This window comes from Micromonospora sp. NPDC053740 (assembly GCF_040677775.1).
GTDB lineage: Bacteria > Actinomycetota > Actinomycetes > Mycobacteriales > Micromonosporaceae > Micromonospora > Micromonospora alfalfae.
Genome location: NZ_JBFASO010000016.1, coordinates 25,865 through 46,257 on the forward strand (window position 1 = coordinate 25,865; position 20,393 = coordinate 46,257).

Below are 20,393 nucleotides of genomic sequence, written 5' to 3' on the forward strand. Positions count from 1 at the left end.
TGCTGGTCGGTGGATCACTGGCCCGGCTGCTGGCTGTCCGCCGCCCGCACGCTGGACCAGAGCGTGTCGTACCAGGTCACCGGCCCGGCTGGCGGGGCCGAACCGGCCGACTTCCCGGCGTCCCGGGCGGCGCCCTCCGGGTCGTGCAGCACCACCATCATCTTCTCGCCGGGCCGGCCCATGAAGAACCGTTCCCGAGCCTGCGTCTTGATGTACTCGGGGTCCTTCCAGTTGGCGGCCTCGGCGGCGAGCTTGGCGATCTCCCGCTCCTGCACCGCCTGGGCCGCCTCCATCCGCTCGATGTCGGCCTGCTGGTCCAGGTAGACCCGGACCGGATAGGTGTAGGCCAGAGCGAGCGCGATCAGGACAGCGAACAGCACTGTGGCCCGGCCGGTGAAGCGACGGGGGTGGGGTGCGGCGAGCCGCTTCACCGCACCAGCGGCAGCGGTACGCCGCGCGGCGGCCGGACGATTCGCGGAGCGAACGCCTTCGGCGCCACGGGTAGCACCCGGCGCGCGACCGGCGGCACGCGGCTCGGCGCGTACGCCGGCCTCCCGGACCGACCCCCGCGTGGCGCGCCCACCGCCCGGCCGACCGGACTGACCCGACCGGCGGGCGGGACGCTGACCACCCGGTGTGCGGCGCTGCTGCATCGTCACACCCCTCCCCCGAGGCTTTCGTGGCTCAGGCCGAACGGTAGCGCGGGAACGCGCCAGCGCCGGCGTAGCGCGCCGCGTCGGCCAGCTCCTCCTCGATCCGGAGCAGCTGGTTGTACTTGGCGACACGGTCCGAGCGGGCCGGGGCGCCGGTCTTGATCTGGCCGCAGCCGGTGGCCACCGCCAGGTCGGCGATCGTGGTGTCCTCGGTCTCGCCGGAACGGTGGCTCATCATGCACTTGAAGCCGGCCCGGTGGGCCAGGTCCACCGCGTCCAGGGTCTCGGTCAGCGAGCCGATCTGGTTGACCTTGACGAGGACCGCGTTCGCCGCCTTCTCCGCGATGCCGCGGGCGATGCGCTGCGGGTTGGTCACGAACAGGTCGTCACCGACGATCTGCACCCGGTCGCCGATCGAGGCGGTCAGCGTCTGCCAGCCGCTCCAGTCGTCCTCGGCCAGCGGGTCCTCGATCGAGACGATCGGGTACTCGTCGGCCAGCTTCGTGTAGTAGGTGCTCATCTCCTCGGCGGACTTCGCGGCACCCTCGAACGTGTAGGCGCCGTTGTCGAAGAACTCGGTGGCCGCCACGTCGAGCGCGAACACGATGTCGGTGCCGAGCCGGTAACCGGCCTTCTCGACCGCCTCGGCGATCAGGTCCAGGGCCGCCGCGTTCGTCGGCAGGTTCGGCGCGAAGCCACCCTCGTCGCCGAGCCCGGTGGAGAGGCCCTTCTTCTTCAGCACCGACTTCAGCGCGTGGTAGACCTCCGCGCCCGAGCGCAGCGCCTCACGGAAGGTGGGCGCGCCGATCGGCGCGATCATGAATTCCTGGATGTCGACGTTCGAGTCGGCGTGCGCGCCACCGTTGAGGATGTTCATCATCGGCACGGGCAGGAGGTGCGCGTTCGGGCCGCCCAGGTAGCGGAAGAGGCTCAGCTCGGCGCTGCCGGCAGCGGCCTTCGCCACCGCCAGGGAGACCCCGAGGATGGCGTTCGCGCCCAGCTCCGACTTGCTCTCCGTGCCGTCGATGTCGAGCATCTTCTGGTCGATCAGCCGCTGCTCGCTGGCCTCGTACCCGATGATCTGGTCGACGATCTTGTCTTCGACGTTGGAGACCGCCTTCTCCACGCCCTTGCCCTGGTAGCGGTCGGCGTCACCGTCGCGCAGCTCGATCGCCTCGAAGGCGCCGGTGGAGGCACCGGACGGCACGGCGGCGCGGGCTACCGTGCCGTCGTCCAGACCGACCTCGACCTCGACCGTCGGGTTGCCCCGCGAGTCGAGAATCTCCCGGGCGACGATTCCCTCGATGGTTGCCACTAAGTCGCTCCTCGTTGTTGTGATCCGGTCCGTGGGTGGGCCGCGACGGTGCGGCTGAGGCAGGTGTTGAACGCAGCGTATCGGGCGGCGCGAACGGGCACGGCGTCGCCCGCGCACCCGGGTCACCCCGCGTTGACGGACATTCCCGGATTTCCGGGCGTCAACCGGCAACGGGTTTGCGCTGCGCGGACCAGATCCACCAGGCTGGTCGCCATGCCCGCCGCCTCGACCACCCTCCGCATGCTCGCCGTGTCGGTCATCGCGTCGCTCACGGTCACCGGCTGTCAGACATTCGAGGACGCCGGAGTCGCCATGGGCCGCTCGGATCTCGTCAACGACCTCGCCGCCCGGCTCGATCGGGCCCTGGAGTTGACCTACTCGGCCGACTACCAGTTGCCCGGCGGCCAGCGCGCCGCGATCGTGCAGGCGCAGGACCCGGCGCGATCCACGTACACCTATCCGGGCGGGCAACTCACCGTCACCCCGGAGGCCATCACCCGGTGCGCGACGACCGCCGCCCGCCCGCAGTGCACGCTGATCACCCCGCCCACCCCGGGCAGCAAGCCCACAGTGACGCTGTTCGGCGAGGCCAACCAGCAGGGCCTCGTCACCCCGCCGGTGGTGGTCGGGCTGCTCACCGCCGCCGCGCTCGACCCACAGGCAGTCATCAGGCAGAGCGACACCACAGTCGCCGGGCACCACGCCGCCTGCGTCGCTGTGCAGAGCTCGTCGTCCGGCGACTTCACCGCCTGCGTGACCACCGAGGGCGTGCTCGGCAGCTTCACCGGGCCGGTCGACGGGAAGCCGATGGATCTGGCACTGAGCAACTACTCCGCGACAGTCGACGAGGGCGCGTTCGACCCGCCCGCCGGGGCCGACGTCGTCGACCGCCGCCCCGGCGGCTCGTGACCGACATTCAGGCAGAGCGCCCAACAGGCGCAACTGCCGCCCGCGTACTCCATCTCGCGCTGGCTCATCGGCGCGACGGTGACCGCCGGGCGGCGGTGAGACCCGCGCGGCGCGGCGTTCTCAGAGACCGAGCAGGGTGCGCAGGTGGCGCGGGGGCGGGCAGTCGTGGGCGAGCATCGCGTCGTGCCAGTCGCGGACCGACACCCCGTCCGGGCGGGCGGCGGCGATGTCGGCGACCTCGCTGTACCCGACGAAGTAGGTGGAGAGCTGGGTGGAGGTGAGCTGGGCGCGCCGCCACTTGCCGGCCGCCTCGCCCTCCTCCTGGAAGCCGCGCCCGGTCATCAACGCCATCGCCTCGGCCTCGGGCAGGTCCTCGGCGTGCACCAACTGGTCGAGCAGCGCGTTGATTGTCATCCGTAGTTGCATCTTGAGCTGCTGCAACCGCACCGGCAGACCGCCGAAGCCGAGGCCCGTCATCACCTCCTCCGCGTAGACCGCCCAGCCCTCGATGAACGGGCCGGACTCGGCCAGCGCGCGGACCCGTGTACCACCCACGTAGCGGCGGGCGTGGGCGAGCTGGAGGAAGTGCCCGGGCATCGCCTCGTGCACGGTGAGGTTGCGGATCATGTGGTCGTTGTATTCGCGGTAGAACGACTCCACCCGCTGCGCCGGCCAGTCCGAGGGGGTGGGCGCGATGCAGTAGAAGGTCGGCACGGCGGCGGTCTCCAGCGGGCCGGGCGCGTCGCAGTACGCCACAGCGACCCCCCGGGCGAACTCCGGCATCTCCTGGATCACACACCGGTCGTCGACAAGGGTGACCAGGTCGTGTGCGCGGACGAAGTCGGTCGCCTCGTCCAGTGTCACACCGGCCAGCTCGACGATCGTCGCGTCGTTCGGGTGCTCGGCGGCGAGCAGGTCCAACGCCCGACGTACTGACGTGTCGTCGGCCGGGCCGCCGACCAGCTCGACGGCCGCCTCGCGGATCTCCGCGGTGACCCGGTCCAGGTTGGCCCAGGCGCGACGCTGGATCTCGGCGGCGCCCAACTCGGTGTCGAGGGTGTGCCAGAGCCGGGCCTCCCAGCGGCGCCGGCCCAGTCGCGGGTCACGGCCGGGGCCGGCGTCGGCGGCCAGGCCGACGCGCAGCCAGGCGACGAACTCGTCCAGCGCGGCGATCGCGGCGGTGGCCGCCGGTTCGACCCGGCCCAGGTGGCCCGGCGCCTGGGCGAGCAACGCCGGCAGCTCGTCGCGGATCAGCGCGGCAGTGCCGGTGAACTGCCCGACCGCCGTCTCCGCGTGGATGCGCGGCATGTCACGCAGCGTCGCGCGGGCGGTGGCGAGGGCGTCCGGTACGGCGGCGAGCCGCCCGGCCAGTTGGGTCAGCCGCACGTCCGCGGGGGCGTACGGGCGGGCCAGCAGCGGGTGCAGCAGCGGGCCGGGGTTGTGCCGCAGCGGATCCCACTCGTGCGACCGGATCTCGGTCAGCTCGAACAGCTCCCGGTCCACGAATGAGGTGAGCAGCGCGTGGTCGACCTGCTCGTCGACGTCGAGCGAGTCAGGGTCCAGTTCGGACAGTGCGTTGGCCGCGTCGGAGAGCATCGCCCGATCGGCGGTCAACCCGTCGGCGGACAGGTCCGGCAGGCGGTCGTCGAAGCGGTGGTCGCCGGCGGCGGTGGCAACCCCCGGCCGCGACTCCAGTAAAGCCTCGACAACCCGCTCAGCCAGCACCCCAAACGCTTCCACCGCCCCACCCTACCGACCGCCGCACGCTCCGCCGCCGGTTTCACCCACCCCGTCGATCATGAAGTTGTTGCCATCCGCCTCGGCGTGTCGGAGCAATAACTTCATGATCACCGTGGGCTGGCGGGTGGGGGTGGGGGTTCGGCTTGGCGGATGGTTTCGGCGTGGGCGAGGGTGGTGCGGCGGAGAGCCGCTTCTGGGTCTGTGCCCGCCTCGCGGGCGGCGGCCACCCTTGCCAGGAGATCGGCGCCCAGCCTTGCCTCGGCGTCGGTCTGGTCGTCGGCCGACGGGAGTGGGACGTTGACGCCAGTGCGGGCGGCCCGGTCCAGGATCTGCGTTGCCAGGGCCAGCGCGGGCTGACTCAGGGCAACGCCGTCCAACGCCGAGTGCCGTGCCTTCTCCGCGCGCTTGATCCGCTCCCAGTTCTCGGTGATCTCCTCCAGGGTGCCCGCCTCAGCACCGGCGAAGACGTGCGGATTGCGCCTGATCATCTTGTCGACCAGACCACCGGCCACGTCGTCGATCGTCCACCGCTCGTCCTCGGGCAACTCCTCGGCGAGCCGCGCGTGCAGCACCACCTGCAACAACACGTCGCCCAACTCCTCGCGCAGCGCGTCGGTGTCGTCGGCGCAGATCGCGTCGTACGCCTCGTAGCTCTCCTCCAGCAGATAACCGGCGAGGCTGCGGTGCGTCTGCGCCCGCTTCCACGGGTCGCCACCTGGAGAGGCCAGTCGATCCAGCACGGCCACGGCGTCGAGCAGCCTGGCACCCGGCGGATCCCAGGAGCCGTACATCAACTCCATCTCGGCCAACCCCGGCTGCCGGGCCAACCGCAGACCCAACTCCCGGGCCAGCGTCTCGTCACCCGCCGGACCGGCCAGCCACACCACAGTGCCGTGCGTCGCCACCGCGTCCAGCAACGGCTGCGTCGCCGGGCCGTCCACCACTGTAACCTCGGCGCCCGCCTGGCGCACGGCCGTGGTCAACTCGCTGTCCGCGCCGGTCAACACCGGGTGCTGGCGTACGACGTCCCAGGCGGCGGCCGTCAACAGGCCGGCGGGCAACCGGGGTGAGGTGACCAGGAGGACGATCCGTACGGTCATGCTCAGCTGGCCGTGCCCTCGGCCTCCGGCGTCCCGGTCGGCCCCTCCGGGGTGGAGATGTCGGTGACCGCGTCGGAGCCCGGCTCACCCAATGGCACGCTCACCGCGGGTGCGTCACCGGCGAAGCTGAGCAGCGGGAACTCAAGCGGACGGTATCGAGGGCTGACCGTGACGTCGTAACGACCGACCGCCTCGGCCAGGATCCTCTTGGTCGCCAGCGCGCCGCGTAGCTGCTCGCCGTCGAGCTGCTGGGCGGCCTCCGCATCGGTCACCTCAGCGGGGATCTTGCCGGCCGCACGCCCGGCGGCGATCACGTCGGCGATCTCCTCCTTGCTCGGCTCGACCGGCTCGGCCGGCAACCCGGACAGGCAGGTGAAGAGCTTCGCCACCTCCCGCACGTGCCCGGTCTCCGGGTCGAGACCGAGCTGCTGGGCGGCCTGGTCGGCCGCCACCTGGCCGCGCGGCTGGTAGTTCTTCTCGGCGGAGAGCTTCTCGCACACCTTCGTCAGCACCATGGTCCGCACCACGTCGGCCACCTTGGGCACTGTCGGTTGCGGCGCCGCGGGCTGCCCACTGGCGGATGACTCCGGGCCCGGGTTCTTCGTCCGCAGGTCCTGCATCGCGGTGGTGACCTGAACGTCGGTGATGCGCTGGTCACCGACGTAAGCGGCGATACCAGGCTCAGCACGGCAACCGGAGAGGGCGACGAGGCCGAGCGCCACAGTGGCGACGGCGGCAAGACGGCGAGCACGCATAGCCGTCACTCTCTCACGCCGTCACCCGGGGTTGTGACACCCCCCACCTTCGGGCATACCCGTACCAGGGACGGCGTCGACGCGCCGTCCCTGGTCGAGAGCACACCGCCGGCTCAGGCGCTCGCGGCCACACCGCCGGCTCAGGCGCTCGCGGCGACGGCGAGTGGGGCGGGAGCACCGAGCACATCGGAGAGCAGTTGCGCGCACCACTGAAGCAGCGCCTGGTCACGCAGCGGCTCGCCGCCGATCCGACGGGTGGTCGGTCGGGGCACGCTGACCTGGTCGGTGGCCTGCTTGTAGACGGCATCCGGGTGGTAGCGCTTGAGCCGCAACTGCTTCGAGTCCGGTAGCGGCAGCGGACCGAACCGTACGTGCTTGCCTTGCATCGACACGTCGCTCAGGCCGTAGCGGCGGGCCAGCAGACGGAACCGGGCCACCTCCACCAGGTTCTGCACCGGGGCGGGCGGCTCGCCGTACCGGTCGGTCATCTCGGCGATCACCTCGCCCAGCCGCTCCTCGTCGCGCGCCTCGGCGAGCTTGCGGTACATCTCCAGGCGCAGCCGCTCCACGCTCACGTAGTCGTGCGGCAGGTGCGCGTCGACCGGCAGGTCGATCTTGACGTCGGTCTCCTCCTCCGGCCGCTCACCCTTGAACGCGGAGACCGCCTCGCCGACCATCCGCACGTACAGGTCGAAACCGACGCCCTCGATGTGCCCGGACTGCTCGCCACCGAGCAGGTTGCCGGCGCCCCGGATCTCCAGGTCCTTCATGGCCACGTACATGCCGGCACCCAACTCGGTGTGCTGGGCGATGGTCGCCAACCGCTCGTGGGCGTGCTCGGTGAGCGGCTTCTCCGGCGGGTAGAGGAAGTAGGCGTACGCCCGCTCCCGGCCCCGGCCGACCCGGCCCCGGATCTGGTGCAACTGGGCCAGGCCGAGCAGGTCGGCCCGCTCCACGATCAGCGTGTTGGCGTTCGGGATGTCGATGCCCGACTCGACGATCGTGGTGCAGACCAGGACGTCGAACTCCTTCTCCCAGAAGCCGACCATGACCTTCTCCAGGGCGTCCTCGCCCATCTGGCCGTGCGCCACAGCGACCCGCGCCTCGGGCACCAGCTCCCGCAGCCGCCGTGCCGCCCGGTCGATCGACTCGACCCGGTTGTGCAGGTAGAAGACCTGCCCGTCGCGGAGCAGCTCACGGTGGATGGACGCGGCCACCTGACGGTCGTCCTGCGCGCCGACGAAGGTGAGCACCGGGTGCCGCTCCTCCGGTGGGGTGGCGATGGTGGACATCTCCCGGATGCCGGTGATCGCCATCTCCAGGGTGCGCGGGATCGGGGTGGCCGACATGCTGAGCACGTCGACCGACGCGCGCAGCGTCTTCAGGTGTTCCTTGTGCTCGACACCGAAGCGCTGCTCCTCGTCGACGATCACCAGACCCAGCTGCTTGAAGCGGGTCGCCGTCTGCAACAGCCGGTGCGTACCGATGACGATGTCGACGGTGCCGTCGGCGACCATCTCCAGCGTCCGCTCGGTCTCCTTCGCCGTCTGGAACCGGGACAGCTGCCGGATCTGGACCGGGAACTGGCTCATCCGCTCGGCGAACGTGTTGTAGTGCTGCTGAACCAGCAGGGTGGTCGGCACCAGCACCGCCACCTGCTTGCCGTCCTGTACCGCCTTGAACGCCGCCCGGACCGCGATCTCGGTCTTGCCGTAGCCGACGTCACCGCAGATCAGCCGGTCCATCGGGACGGTCTGCTCCATGTCCCGCTTGACCTCGTCGATAGCGGCGAGCTGGTCCGGCGTCTCCTGCCAGGGGAAGGCGTCCTCCAGCTCCCGCTGCCACGGGGTGTCCGGGCCGAACGAGTGCCCCTTGGACGCCTTGCGGGCGGCGTAGAGCTGGATGAGCTGCGCGGCGATCTCCCGGACCGCCTTACGGGCCCGGGCCTTGGACTTCTGCCAGTCCGAGCCGCCCATCTTGTGCAGGGTGGGCTGCTCGCCGCCCACGTAGCGGGAGAGCTGGTCGAGCTGGTCGGTCGGGACGAACAACCGGTCGCCGGGCTGGCCCCGCTTGCTGGCCGCGTACTCGATGACGAGGTATTCCCGGCTGGCGCCGTTGACGGTGCGCTGCACCAGCTCCACGTAGCGGCCGATGCCGTGCTGCTCGTGCACCACGAAGTCGCCGGCCTTGAGCTCCAGCGGGTCGATGGTGTTGCGCCGCCGGCTCGGCATCTTGCGCATGTCGCGTGTCGAGGTGCCCCGACCGCCTGTCACGTCATTGCCGGTGAGCAGCACGAAGCGGGACGCCTCATCGACGAACCCGCTGCTCAGCGCACCGCAGGTGACCACCAGCTCGCCGGGGACGGGCGCGGTCGGCACCTCCTCGGTCAACCGGGCGCCCAGGCCGGCGTCGCGCAGCACCTCCACCGCCCGCTGGGCGGGGCCGTGCCCCTCGAAGACCAGCGCGATCGACCAACCCTCGCCGGCCCAACGCTTGAGGTCCTCGACCACCCGCGAGGTCTCGCCGTGGTAGAGCGGCGCCGGTTGGGCGGACAGGGTCACCGCGATGGCGTCGTCCGGAGTGACGGCGGCCTGCTCGGGCGCGTCCTCCCACGGCTGCCGAGTCTCGGCGGTCTCCCCCTCGACAAGGCCGAACGGGGACAGCGTCCACCACGGCTGGCCGAGCCTGCCCGCGGCGGCGCGTACCTCGCCGAGGGTGCGGAAGGCGGCGGCGCCAACGTCCACCGGGGCCTGGCCGCCGACCGCGGCGGCGGCCCAGCTGGCCTGCAAGAACTCCTCCGACGTACGTACCAGGTCGTGCGCCCGTGTGCGGATCCGCTCCGGGTCGCAGAGCAGGACGTGGGTGCCGGCCGGCATGGCGTCCAGCAGCAGCTCCAGCGAGTCGGGGCCGACCAGCACCGGGGCCAGCGACTCCATCCCCTCCACCGGGATGCCCTCGGCCAGCTTGTCGAGGATCTCGGCCAGCTCGGGGTGCTGCTCGGCGAGCGCGGCGGCCCGGTCGCGGACCGCCGGGGTGAGCAGCAGCTCGCGGCAGGGCGGTGCCCAGAGCAGCGGAACCTGCTCGATGGTCCGCTGGTCGGCGACGGCGAAGGTGCGGATCTCCTCCACCTCGTCGCCCCAGAACTCGACACGCGACGGGTGCTCGTCGGTGGGCGGGAAGACGTCCAGGATGCCGCCACGCACCGCGAACTCGCCGCGCTTGGTGACCAGGTCGACCCTGGCGTAGGCCATGTCGATCAGCCGGCGGGCGACCTCTTCCAGGTCGGCCTCCTCGCCGGCGGCGAGCTGCACCGGCTCCAGATCGCCGAGCCCCTTGAGCTGCGGCTGGAGCAGGGAACGGACCGGGGCCACCACCACTCGCAGTGGCCCGGTGCCGCCGTGCGCGTCGGTCGCCTCCGGGTGCGCCAGCCGGCGCAGCACTGCCAGCCGCCGGCCGACGGTGTCGGAGCGGGGGGACAGCCGCTCGTGCGGCAGCGTCTCCCAGGAGGGGAAGACCACCACCTGCTCGGCCGGCAGCAACCCGCCCAGCGCGGCGGCGAGGTCGTCGGCCTCCCGGGTGGTGGCGGTCACCGCCAGCACCGGTCGCCCGGCGCCCTCGTTGTCGGCGGCGACCGCCGCGACGGCGAACGGGCGCAGGGCCGCCGGGGCGGTGATGTCGAGGCCGTCGACCTGGGCGGCACCGGAGCGCGCCAGGTCACGCGCCCGGGTCAGCCCGGGGTCGGCCAGGGCTGCGGTGAACAGACCGGTGAGCAAGGGAAACCTTTCGGGGAGTCGACGCACACGACGGCGGCCCCTCGTCCAGCCGGACGGGGGGGCGCGACAACAAGCCTAGCCCCGTCGACCGACAGCCACCCCCTTCCGCCCAGGTCCGCGCCGCGCGCCGTGTCCCCGCAGGCCACCCCTCGTTCCAAGATCCGCGCAACTTCCCGGAGATTGCTGCGTCCGGGGCGCGGGAGGCGGCAGTTCTCGATGTTGTGCGGATCTTGTCGGTGCCGCACTGTCGACCGCGCCGGGGCGCGCCGACAGGTGACCGGGCGGGGCGATCCGTCCCGCTGCCGCCTCGCGCGACGGACACACCGAGCAAGATCGTCCTCGATCCAGGATGTAGTGGGTCTCGAAGCCGGCAGACCGCACTCTTTCCTGGATCGAGCACGATCTTGGCCGATCGGAGAGCGCGGACCGCTGCCCCGCCGATGGGGGCCGGCACGGGCACCTTTCGGTCCGCGCCTTCGCCGTCGTCGACCCCTGACGCCTGCCGCACCGCTGGTCTCTGCCGCGCCTCGGGGGCGGCGAGCTGGTTCCACAGTGCGACCCACAAAACCGGCCATAGGCTAACAACGTGGACGAAGAACCGCGGGGCACGGCTCGCGACTGGGCGCCGCGCAGCATCGGACTGCTCCTCGGCACCCTCGTACTGGCCACGGCGTTCATCGCTGCCTACGTCGGCGCGTTGCACCAGCCCACACCCCGCGACCTGCCGATCGGCGTCGTCTCCGGCGACCAACGCGCCCAGGCGACGCTCGACGCCGTGCGCGGCCAGACCACCATCCTCAAACCCATCGGGTACGACGACCCGACCGCCGCCGAGGACGGGCTGCTCAGCCGCGCGGTGTACGCAGTACTCAGCACCGGAGAAGACAACGGCCTGCTCCTCACCGTGGCGAGCGCCTCCGGCCCCTCCGCCACCAGCGCGATCAAGGAGGTCCTGGGCACCGCCACCACCCGCACCGGGACCCCGCTCCGGATCGTCGACGAGGTTCCGGTCACCCCGGCCGACACGCGCGGGGTGGTGCCCTTCTACCTGAATGTCGGGTACGTGCTCGGCGGCTACCTCGCCTCGACGGTGCTCGGGATATCCGCCGGCACCACCCCCCGTACGGCGCGACGGGCCGGACTGCGCGTCGCCGCCCTGGCGGTCTACAGCGTGCTGCTCGGCATCGCCGGCGCGGTGGTGGTCGGACCCGTACTGGACATCTGGCACCACAACGTACCGACGATCGCCGCCATCGGGGCGCTGGCCGTCTTCGCCGCAGCCATGTTCGCCAGCGCCATTCAGGGCTGGCTCGGCGTCGCGGGCACCGCGCTGGTCATCCTGCTGTTGGTGGTGCTCGGCAACCCGGGCTCCGGTGGCATCTACGCGCCCGAGTTCCTGCCCGGGGTGCTGCGCGGCATGCACCGCTGGAACATCCCCGGGCTCGCCAACGACCTGACCAAGGCCGCTGTGTACTTCGACTGGCGGTCGGCCGGCTGGCCGGCTTCCGCCCTCGGGATCTGGGCGGTGCTCGGAGGGCTCGGACTGGTCAGCGCGAGCCTGGTCCGGGGTCGCCGGGCCGCCCCCTCCGGCCCCGCAACGACCCACTCGGGCCCCTCGTCGGACCGCGACGGTGGTTGAGATCACCCCGGAAAACACCCTCCTGCGGGCAGTGGATCACCAGGGGGCCCTCCAGACATCCCCTGCGCGCGGATACCATCCAGTAAGTCGGACAGCGCTGTCCTTCGTATCCACGTAAGGGAGCGCATCGTGACCGACCAGCACGACCACGACGGCCCGGACGCCGCACTGCGCGCCGACATTCGCCGACTCGGCACCCTCCTCGGCCAGACCCTGGCCCGCCAGGAGGGTCGCCCGCTGCTCGACCTCGTCGAGGAGATCCGCGCCCAGGTCCGCTCCGACGCCCCGGCGGCCGCCCAGCGCCTCGGCGGGCTCGACGTGACCACCGGCACCAAGCTGGCTCGCGCCTTCTCCACCTACTTCCACCTGGCCAACATCACCGAGCAGGTGCACCGGGCGCGGGATCTGCGCCGCCGCCGCGCGGTGCAGGGCGGCTGGCTGGACCAGGCCGCCAAGATGATCGCCGAGCGCGGGGTGCCGGCCGAGGAGATCGCCAACGCGGCTCGCCGGCTGGCGGTGCGACCGGTCTTCACCGCGCACCCGACCGAGGCGGCTCGTCGCTCGATCCTGTCCAAGTTGCGGGCGATCGCCGACGAGTTGGACACCGAGACCGCCAACGCGATCCTCTACGGCGCCAGCGACGAGGGCCCGGCCAACCGCCGGCTGGCCGAGTTGCTGGACCTGATGTGGCAGACCGACGAGCTGCGGCTCGACCGGCCGGACCCGACCGACGAGGCCCGCAACGCCATCTACTACCTGCGCGACCTGTACGCCGAGGCCGCCCCGCAGGTGCTCGACGACCTGGCCGACACGTTGCGCACCCTCGGTGTGGAGACCTCACCGACGGCCCGGCCGCTGAGCTTCGGCACCTGGATCGGCGGCGACCGCGACGGCAACCCGTTCGTCACCCCGGCGGTCACCCGTGAGGTGCTGACCATCCAGCACGAGCACGGCATCGCGGCCACCGAGAAGGCGATGGACCACCTGATCAACGAGGTCTCGGTGTCCCGCCGACTCCGCGGGGTCTCCCTGGACCTCTCCGCCAGCCTCGCCGCCGACCTGGACGCGCTGCCCGAGGTGGCGCAGCGCTTCCGCCGGGTCAACGCGGAGGAGCCGTACCGGCTCAAGGCACGCTGCGTGAAGGCGAAGCTCGCCAACACCCGGCTGAGGTTGCGCCAGGGCACCGCGCACGTACCGGGCCGTGACTACCAGGGCTCCGCCGAACTGATCGCCGACCTGGACCTGCTGCGCGCCTCGCTGGCCCGCAACTCCGGGCAGCTCACAGCGGTCGGCCGGCTGGCCTCCACCATCCGTACGGTCTCCGCGTTCGGCCTGCACCTGGCCACCATGGACGTCCGGGAGCACGCCGAGGCGCACCACGCGGTGCTCGCGCAGCTCTACGAGGCGGTCGGCGAGGTCTCCGACTACCCGGCGCTGACCCGGCTGGAACGCACCAAGCTGCTCGCCGACGAGCTGACCGGTCGGCGCCCGCTGTCGACTGTGGACACCTCGCTGTCCGAGTCGGCCCGCAAGACGTTCGACGTGTTCAGCACCATCCGGGAGGCACAGGACCGGTTCGGTGCCGAGGTGATCGAGTCGTACATCATCTCGATGACCCTGGGTGTCGACGACGTGCTGGCCGCCGTGGTGCTGGCCCGCGAGGCCGGCCTGGTGGACGTGCACAGCGGGCGGGCCCGGATCGGGTTCGTCCCGCTCCTGGAGACCCCGGCCGAGCTGAACTCCGGCGGCGAACTCCTCGACGAGCTGCTGTCGCTGCCCGCGTACCGGGCGCTGGTGACGGCCCGGGGTGACGTGCAGGAGGTCATGCTCGGCTACTCCGACTCGAACAAGGAGGCCGGGATCACCACCAGCCAGTGGTCGATCCACCGGGCGCAGCGCGCGCTGCGCGACGTGGCCGCCCGGCACGGTGTGCACCTGCGGCTCTTCCACGGCCGGGGCGGCACGGTCGGGCGCGGCGGCGGGCCGACGCACGAGGCGATTCTGGCGCAGCCGTACGGCACCATGGACGGCGCGATCAAGGTGACCGAGCAGGGCGAGGTGATCTCCGACAAGTACACACTGCCCTCGCTGGCCCGGGAAAACCTGGAGCTCACCCTCGCCGCGGTGCTCCAGGCGACCCTGCTGCACACCGCACCCCGGCAGCCGGCCGAGATGTTGGAGCGCTGGGACGCGACGATGGACGTGGTCTCCGAGTCGGCGTTCCGGTCCTACCGGTCGCTGGTCGAGGACCCGGACCTGCCCGCGTACTTCTGGGCGTCCACCCCCACCGAGCTGCTCGGCGCGCTGAACATCGGCTCCCGGCCGGCGAAGCGCCCGAACACCGGCGCCGGGCTGTCCGGGCTGCGGGCCATCCCGTGGGTGTTCGGCTGGACGCAGACCCGGCAGATCGTGCCGGGCTGGTTCGGCGTCGGCTCCGGGCTGGCCGCCGCCCGCGAGGCCGGTCTGGCGGACGTGCTGGCCGAGATGCACCGCAACTGGCACTTCTTCCGCACGTTCCTGTCGAACGTCGAGATGATGTTGACCAAGACCGACCTGAGCATCGCCCGCAGGTACGTCGAGACGCTGGTGCCGAAGAAGCTGCACCCGATCTTCGAGCAGATCGAGCAGGAGTACGAGCTGACCAAGCGGGAGGTGCTGGCGGTGACCGCCTCACCGGCCCTGCTGGAGAACTCGCCGGTGCTCCAGCGCACCCTGGCCGTCCGCGACACCTACCTGGAGCCGCTGCACCATCTCCAGGTGGCGCTGCTGCGGCAGTACCGGGAGTCGGGCGCTGCCGGGCGGGCGATCGCCACCGCACCGGGCGGCCGACGGGCGCCGAGCGACGGCACCGCCCTGGAACGCGCGCTGCTCACCACTGTGAACGGCATCGCGGCCGGGATGCGCAACACCGGCTGATCGACAGGTACGGAAAACGGGCCCCGGTCGCTGCGACCGGGGCCCGTTTCCGTAGCTCTGAACGACTGTCAGAAGTCGCCGCCGCCGAAATCGCCACCACCGAAATCGCCACCGCCGAAGCCGCCGCCACCGAAGTCGCCGCCGCCGAAGTCACCACCGGCGTAGTCGCCGCCGCCGAAGTCCCCACCCTGGTCGCCGCCGCCGAAGTCGCCGCCCTGGTCGCCACCGTCGCCGCCCTGGTCGACACCGTCACCGAAGCCCTCCTGGTAGCCGGCGTCGTAGCCGTACCCGGGGTCGGCGAAGGCGGGCGAGAAGAGCGCGTCGGCGATCAGGATGCCGCCGAGCACACCGGCGCCGGCACCCAGTGCCGTCTTCCACCATGGCGTCGAATACCAACCGGCGGGCACCGGTCGGCCCTGATAACGCCCACCGGGGTAGTAGTAGGGCGTTTCCCGGCCGGGTTGCGGCCCGGCTCGGAAGGTCTGCCCCTGCACATCGACCTCACGTTCCCTGGTGAGCTGTCCCACGCCGCGGGCCGCGGCCAGGGTGGGCAGCTCGGGGCCCGGATCGATGCCCAGCGCCGTGCGCGCCGCCCGGATGTACGCCAGACCCTCCAGCGCGGTCTCCCGGGCCAGCCCGAACTGGTGCGGCGTGGACGCCTGCTCCAGCTGGGAGCCCGCCGCGTTGTACCGCTCACCGGCGTCGGCCAGCGCCTGGCGGACCGCCGGGTCGTCGCCGTGCAGGTTCATCAACTGGCCACCGAGGCGCTCGTACCACCGCTGCGCCTCCGCGCGGGCGTCGCCGAGCTCGGTGCGCCGACGGGCACCGGCCTGAGCGCGGACGAGCGCGGCGGCGCCCAGCGCGCCGACCAGCACAACGGCGAGGCAGAGCACAAGTTCCATGTCATCGAACGTACCCCCGGGTCGCACGTCGTATCCGTCTGGCAAGCTCCGGTGATGGACGTCTCGACGCTGCTCCTGGTGATCGTGTGCCTCGGCGCTGGCGGGGCGGTGGGCTGGCTCGCGGCCCGGTCCCGGTCGGCCGCCGACATCGCCCGCCTGGATGCCACACTGGCCGCCACCCGGGAGGGCGAGGGTCGACTGGAGCAGTCCATGCGGGCGTTGAGCTACGAGGCCACCGCACAGTCCCAGGAGGCGGTGGCCAGGGCGGTCGCGCCGCTGCACGACACCCTGCGCCGTTACGAGCAGCGGGTGGCCGAGCTGGAGCACGACCGCGTCGACGCGTACGCCGAGCTGCGTGAGCAGGTCCGCTCGATGAACGCGGTCTCCGGTGAGCTGCGCACCGAGACCAAGCAGTTGGTGGCGGCGCTGCGCGCACCGCAGGTGCGGGGCCGCTGGGGCGAGCACCAGTTGCGCCGGATCGTCGAGGCTGCCGGCATGTTGGAGCACTGCGACTTCTCCGAGCAGGTCACCGCCGCCACCGACCAGCAGGTCGTCCGACCGGATCTGGTGGTTCGCCTGCACGGTGGTCGCTCGGTGGTGGTGGACGCGAAGGCCCCGTTCGACGCGTACCTGACAGCCATGGAGGCCCGCGACGAGCGCGGCCGGGACACCCACCTCGACGCGCACGCGCGGCATCTGCGGGGGCACGTCGACGCCCTGGCCGCCAAGTCGTACTGGTCGGCGTTCGACAACTCGCCCGAGTTCGTGGTGCTGTTCGTCCCGGCCGACCCGTTCCTCGACGTCGCGCTCCAGCGAGACCCGACGCTGCTGGAGCACGCCTTCACCCGCAACGTGGTGCTGGCCACGCCGGCCACGCTGGTCGCCCTGCTCCGCACTGTGGCCTATTCCTGGCGGCAGGAGGCGCTGGCCCGCAACGCGCTCGCCGTGCACACCCTCGCCCGGGAGTTGTACGGCCGGCTCTCCACGCTCGGCGACCACGTGGGCAAGCTCGGGTCCTCGCTGGCCGGTGCGGTGACCGCCTACAACCGGGCGGTCGGCTCGCTGGAGGCCCGGGTGCTGGTCAGCGCCCGCAAGCTCGCCGAGTTGGGTGTCTCTGACGACGAGTTGGCCACGCCGGCGCAGGTCGAGTTGACACCCCGGCAGCCGCAGGCCCCCGAGCTGGCCGATCCGGCAGCCGACGAGGTCTCCACCCGCTCTCCATCCATGTGACAGTGCGTATACCCGCATGTCACGAACTGGTCACAAGGGACTGACCAGTAGTGACAGTGCTCGGCGGTAGCACGAAAGATTCTGCTCACCACAGCGCCCTTCTCTGATGGGCCCTGTTCTCTGGAGGTAAAGAGAACGTGAGCAGACTCCGAAACCTGAGCCGGCGCACCTCAGCCGCGCTCTTCGCGTCGGTCCTGGCGGCGAGCGCCATGACGACAATGGGTGGTGCCGCCACAGCGGCCGCCGCTCCCGCCGCCACACCGGACGCTTCCCCGGCCACCGCCGCCGAGACGCTGGGCGCCCACGACGCCAAACTGCTCAGCGAGGCCCGCGCCAAGAAGGCCCCGACCGTCACGTTGATCGTCGCCACCGAGAAGGGTGAGGCGGGGGACGTCGCCGACAGCCTCACCAAACTCGGCGGCACTGTGAGCCAGCGGCAGGACCGGGTCGGCTTCGTGCTGGCCAAGGTCCCGACCGACCGGGTCCTCAAGGCGGCGCGGCTGCCCGGCGTCTCGGCCGTCGACCTGGACGAGGTCATCCAACTGCCGGACCCGGCCCCGGAGCGCACCGCCACCGGCACCGCCGGCGCGCGGCAGGCCACCGTCGGGGCGCCGGGAGAGACCACCCCGGCTGACAACCCCTACATGCCGACGAACGAGACCGGCGCTGTGGCGTTCACCGCGGCCCACCCCGAGTGGGACGGCCGGGGCGTCACGATCGGCATCATGGACTCCGGTGTGGACCTGGCCCACCCGGCGTTGCAGCAGACCACCACCGGCGAGCGCAAGATCGTCGACTGGGTCACCGCTACCGATCCGCTCGAGGACGGCTCGTGGCGGCGGATGCAGGCCGAGGTCGCCGGCCCGTCGTTCACCATCGCCGGCGGCACCTGGACGGCGCCGGCCGGCACGTACCGGTTCAACCTGTTCAGCGAGTCGGTCACCACCGCGAGCGACGCTCGGGGTGACGTCAACCGCGACGGCGACACGACCGACACCTGGGGTGTGCTCTTCGACCCGGCCACCAACAACATCCGGGTGGACGCCAACCAGAACCTCAACTTTACCGACGACCCGGTCATGCGGCCGTACAAGGAGAAGTACGACATCGGCTACTTCGGTACCGACAACCCGGCGACCCCGGTCGCCGAGCGGCAGCCGTTCGTGGTCGAGTTCCGCAAGAACGTGGACACCACGCCGATCGGGCTGCCTGGCACCTACGACTACGTCAACATCGGCATCGTCGAGAGCACCCACGGCACCCACGTCGCCGGCATCACCGCCGCCAACGACATGCTCGGCAACGGAGCCTTCGACGGCGCCGCGCCCGGCGCGAAGCTGGTTTCCGCCCGCGCCTGCTCCTGGGGTGGCGGCTGCAGCGCGGCGGCCCTCACCGTCGGCATGATCGACCTGGTGGCCAACCGCGGCGTCGACATCGTCAACATGTCGATCGGTGGTCTTCCGGGCCTGAACGACGGCAACAACGCGCGGACGAACCTCTACAACGAACTGATCGAGACGTACGGCGTGCAGTTGGTCATCTCGGCCGGCAACTCCGGCCCGGGTCTCAACACCGTCGGCGACCCGTCGGTGGCCAGCAACGTGATCAGCGTTGCCGCCAACATCAGCAAGGACACCTGGCTGGCCAACTACGGCTCGGTCGTCAAGAAGAAGAACGCTCTGTTCAACTTCTCCTCCCGTGGCCCGCGCGAGGACGGCGGCTTCAAGCCGAACATCGCCGCCCCCGGCTCGGCCATCTCCACCGCACCGACCTGGCAGCTCGGAGCCCCGGTCCCCGAGGCCGGATACGCGCTGCCCCCGGGCTACGCGATGCTGAACGGCACCTCGATGGCGTCACCGCAGACCGCCGGCGCCGGCGCGTTGCTGCTGTCGGCCGCCAAGGCCACCGACCGGGGCGTCAGCCCGGCGGCACTGCGGCGGGCGCTGTTCAGCTCCGCCAAGCCGATCGCGGACGTGCCGACGTACGCGCAGGGCTACGGCATGGTCAACGTTCCGGGCGCGTGGCAGCTGCTGCGCCAGGGCGTCGAAACCCGGTCGTACGTCTCCGACGCGCCGGTCTGCAGCCCCCTGGCGGAGCAGCTGACCATCTGGAACGGTGTGAAGTTCGTGCCGAACCCGGGTCGGGGCACCGGCGTCTACAACCGCTGCACCTCGTCCGAGGGCGGCCACAAGGTCGGCCAGAGCAAGACGTACCCGGTCAAGCTCACCCGCACCAGCGGCCCGGCCGGCACCATCAGGCACACCATCACGCTCCAGGGCAACGACGGCACCTTCAAGGCGCCGAAGAGCGTCGCGCTGCCGCTCAACAAGCCCGTCACCATCAGCGTCACCGCCAAGCCGGCCACCGAGGGCGCGCACGGCGCGATCGTGCGGATCGACGACCCGACCACCAACGTGGTCGACTTCGAGGTGTCCACAGTGGTGGTGGCGTCGAACGACGTGAAGAAGCCCAACTTCTCGTACGCCAACGAGGGCTCGGTCGACCGCAACGGCTTCACGTCGTACTTCGTGACGGTGCCCGAGGGCGCCAAGGCACTCCAGGTGAACCTCTCCGGAATCGCCACCGGTTCACAGACCCGGTTCATCGCGATCAACCCGCTGGGTGTGCCGGTGGAGGCCACCACCAGCACCGTCTGCTACACCAACTTCTCCGACGTGAACGTCTGCAAGCCGCAGGAGCGTGACTACCAGAACCCGCTTCCCGGGGTCTGGGAGATCGAGGTGGAGTCGCGGCGGACGTCCCCGACGCTGAACAACCCGTTCAAGCTCCAGGCGCGGGTGCAGGGCCTGACTGTCGAGCCGGCGCTGGTCGAGCTGCCCAGTGTCGAGGCCGGCGAGCCGACCCCGGTGAGCTGGAAGGTCACCAACGCCTTCGGTCCGGTCTCGGTCAGCGGCCGCAGCGGCGCGCTGACCGGTGTGCGGACCGAGCGTCCGACCATCACCGAGGGCGGTCCCAACCAGGAGTGGACCGTCGAGATCCCGGCGGGTACGTCGACGTTCACCGCCCGGATCGGCAACCCCGCCAGCGCGGGCGCCGACCTGGACCTGTTCGTCTATCGGGGTACCACCGAGGTCGGCCGGGCCGCGGACGGCGACTCGGAGGAGACGGTCACGCTGACCAACCCGGCCGCCGGCACCTACCGAGTCGTGGTGGAGCCGTACGGGGTTGACGGGCCGGGGACCAGCACCGCCTACGACTACTACGACGCGTTCGCGTCCGCGTCGCTGGGCACGATCACCGCTTCGGCCGTCGCGGTGCCGCTGATGCACGGCGAGTCCGCCACCATCACCGGCACGGTGACCGCGGTGGCCGTTCCGGCCGACGGACGTCAGCTCTCCGGTGAACTGGCGATCGTCACCAGCGAGGGTGCGATCGTGGGGCGCGGCAACGTGTCCATCGGTGCCGTGAACTGATCCGCTCGTAACACCGGCAGGAGCCCG

12 protein-coding genes are annotated in these 20,393 nt (G+C 71.4%); 5 read left to right on the forward strand and 7 right to left on the reverse strand.

Annotation, left to right across the window (positions count from 1 at the left end; genetic code table 11):
* Window positions 1-14 precede the first annotated feature (14 nt).
* Window positions 15-653: a septum formation initiator family protein gene (locus AB0K35_RS32225; RefSeq protein WP_238666679.1), complete on the reverse strand. Its 639-nt coding sequence runs from the start codon at window positions 651-653 to the stop codon at window positions 15-17.
* Between the two features lie 31 nt (window positions 654-684).
* Window positions 685-1,968 carry a phosphopyruvate hydratase gene (eno, locus tag AB0K35_RS32230; protein WP_238666680.1) on the reverse strand — a complete coding sequence of 428 codons (1,284 nt, stop codon included), beginning with the start codon at window positions 1,966-1,968 and terminating at the stop codon, window positions 685-687.
* 213 nt (window positions 1,969-2,181) lie between these two features.
* Here eno and AB0K35_RS32235 point away from each other — a divergent pair, with 213 nt between their 5' ends.
* The gene (locus AB0K35_RS32235; protein WP_363890248.1) at window positions 2,182-2,877 is read left to right on the forward strand and encodes a hypothetical protein; all 696 of its coding nucleotides are present in this window, start codon (window positions 2,182-2,184) and stop codon (window positions 2,875-2,877) included.
* A gap of 120 nt (window positions 2,878-2,997) precedes the next feature.
* On the opposite strand, the gene AB0K35_RS32240 is transcribed toward AB0K35_RS32235, so the two are convergent.
* From AB0K35_RS32240 to mfd, 4 genes are all read right to left on the reverse strand, one after another.
* Window positions 2,998-4,617, reverse strand: a complete 1,620-nt coding sequence (locus AB0K35_RS32240) for a DUF885 domain-containing protein (RefSeq protein WP_363890251.1) — start codon at window positions 4,615-4,617, stop codon at window positions 2,998-3,000.
* A gap of 107 nt (window positions 4,618-4,724) precedes the next feature.
* A complete protein-coding gene (locus AB0K35_RS32245; RefSeq protein ID WP_363890254.1) occupies window positions 4,725-5,717 on the reverse strand; it encodes a nucleoside triphosphate pyrophosphohydrolase in 993 nt (330 codons plus the stop codon).
* A 2-nt stretch (window positions 5,718-5,719) separates the two neighbouring features.
* Entirely contained in the window at window positions 5,720-6,472 is a 753-nt protein-coding gene (locus AB0K35_RS32250) for a hypothetical protein (protein ID WP_238666684.1), read from the reverse strand.
* A 140-nt stretch (window positions 6,473-6,612) separates the two neighbouring features.
* On the reverse strand, window positions 6,613-10,245 hold the full coding sequence (gene mfd / locus AB0K35_RS32255; RefSeq protein ID WP_363890257.1) for a transcription-repair coupling factor: 3,633 nt from the start codon (window positions 10,243-10,245) through the stop codon (window positions 6,613-6,615).
* Between the two features lie 586 nt (window positions 10,246-10,831).
* Between mfd and AB0K35_RS32260 the strand changes: the two genes are divergently transcribed.
* Window positions 10,832-11,884, forward strand: coding sequence for a hypothetical protein (locus tag AB0K35_RS32260; protein ID WP_363890260.1), 1,053 nt, complete (start codon window positions 10,832-10,834; stop codon window positions 11,882-11,884).
* A 129-nt stretch (window positions 11,885-12,013) separates the two neighbouring features.
* Complete coding sequence (gene ppc, locus AB0K35_RS32265) at window positions 12,014-14,800, forward strand: phosphoenolpyruvate carboxylase (RefSeq protein WP_238666687.1); 2,787 nt, start codon at window positions 12,014-12,016, stop codon at window positions 14,798-14,800.
* Window positions 14,801-14,868: 68 nt separating this feature from the next.
* On the opposite strand, the gene AB0K35_RS32270 is transcribed toward ppc, so the two are convergent.
* Window positions 14,869-15,702: a hypothetical protein gene (locus AB0K35_RS32270; protein ID WP_238666688.1), complete on the reverse strand. Its 834-nt coding sequence runs from the start codon at window positions 15,700-15,702 to the stop codon at window positions 14,869-14,871.
* Between the two features lie 54 nt (window positions 15,703-15,756).
* Here AB0K35_RS32270 and AB0K35_RS32275 point away from each other — a divergent pair, with 54 nt between their 5' ends.
* Together AB0K35_RS32275 and AB0K35_RS32280 are read left to right on the forward strand one after the other, a co-directional pair.
* Window positions 15,757-16,932, forward strand: a complete 1,176-nt coding sequence (locus tag AB0K35_RS32275) for a DNA recombination protein RmuC (protein WP_238666689.1) — start codon at window positions 15,757-15,759, stop codon at window positions 16,930-16,932.
* Window positions 16,933-17,069: 137 nt separating this feature from the next.
* Entirely contained in the window at window positions 17,070-20,366 is a 3,297-nt protein-coding gene (locus AB0K35_RS32280) for a S8 family serine peptidase (RefSeq protein WP_363890265.1), read from the forward strand.
* Window positions 20,367-20,393: the final 27 nt, after the last annotated feature.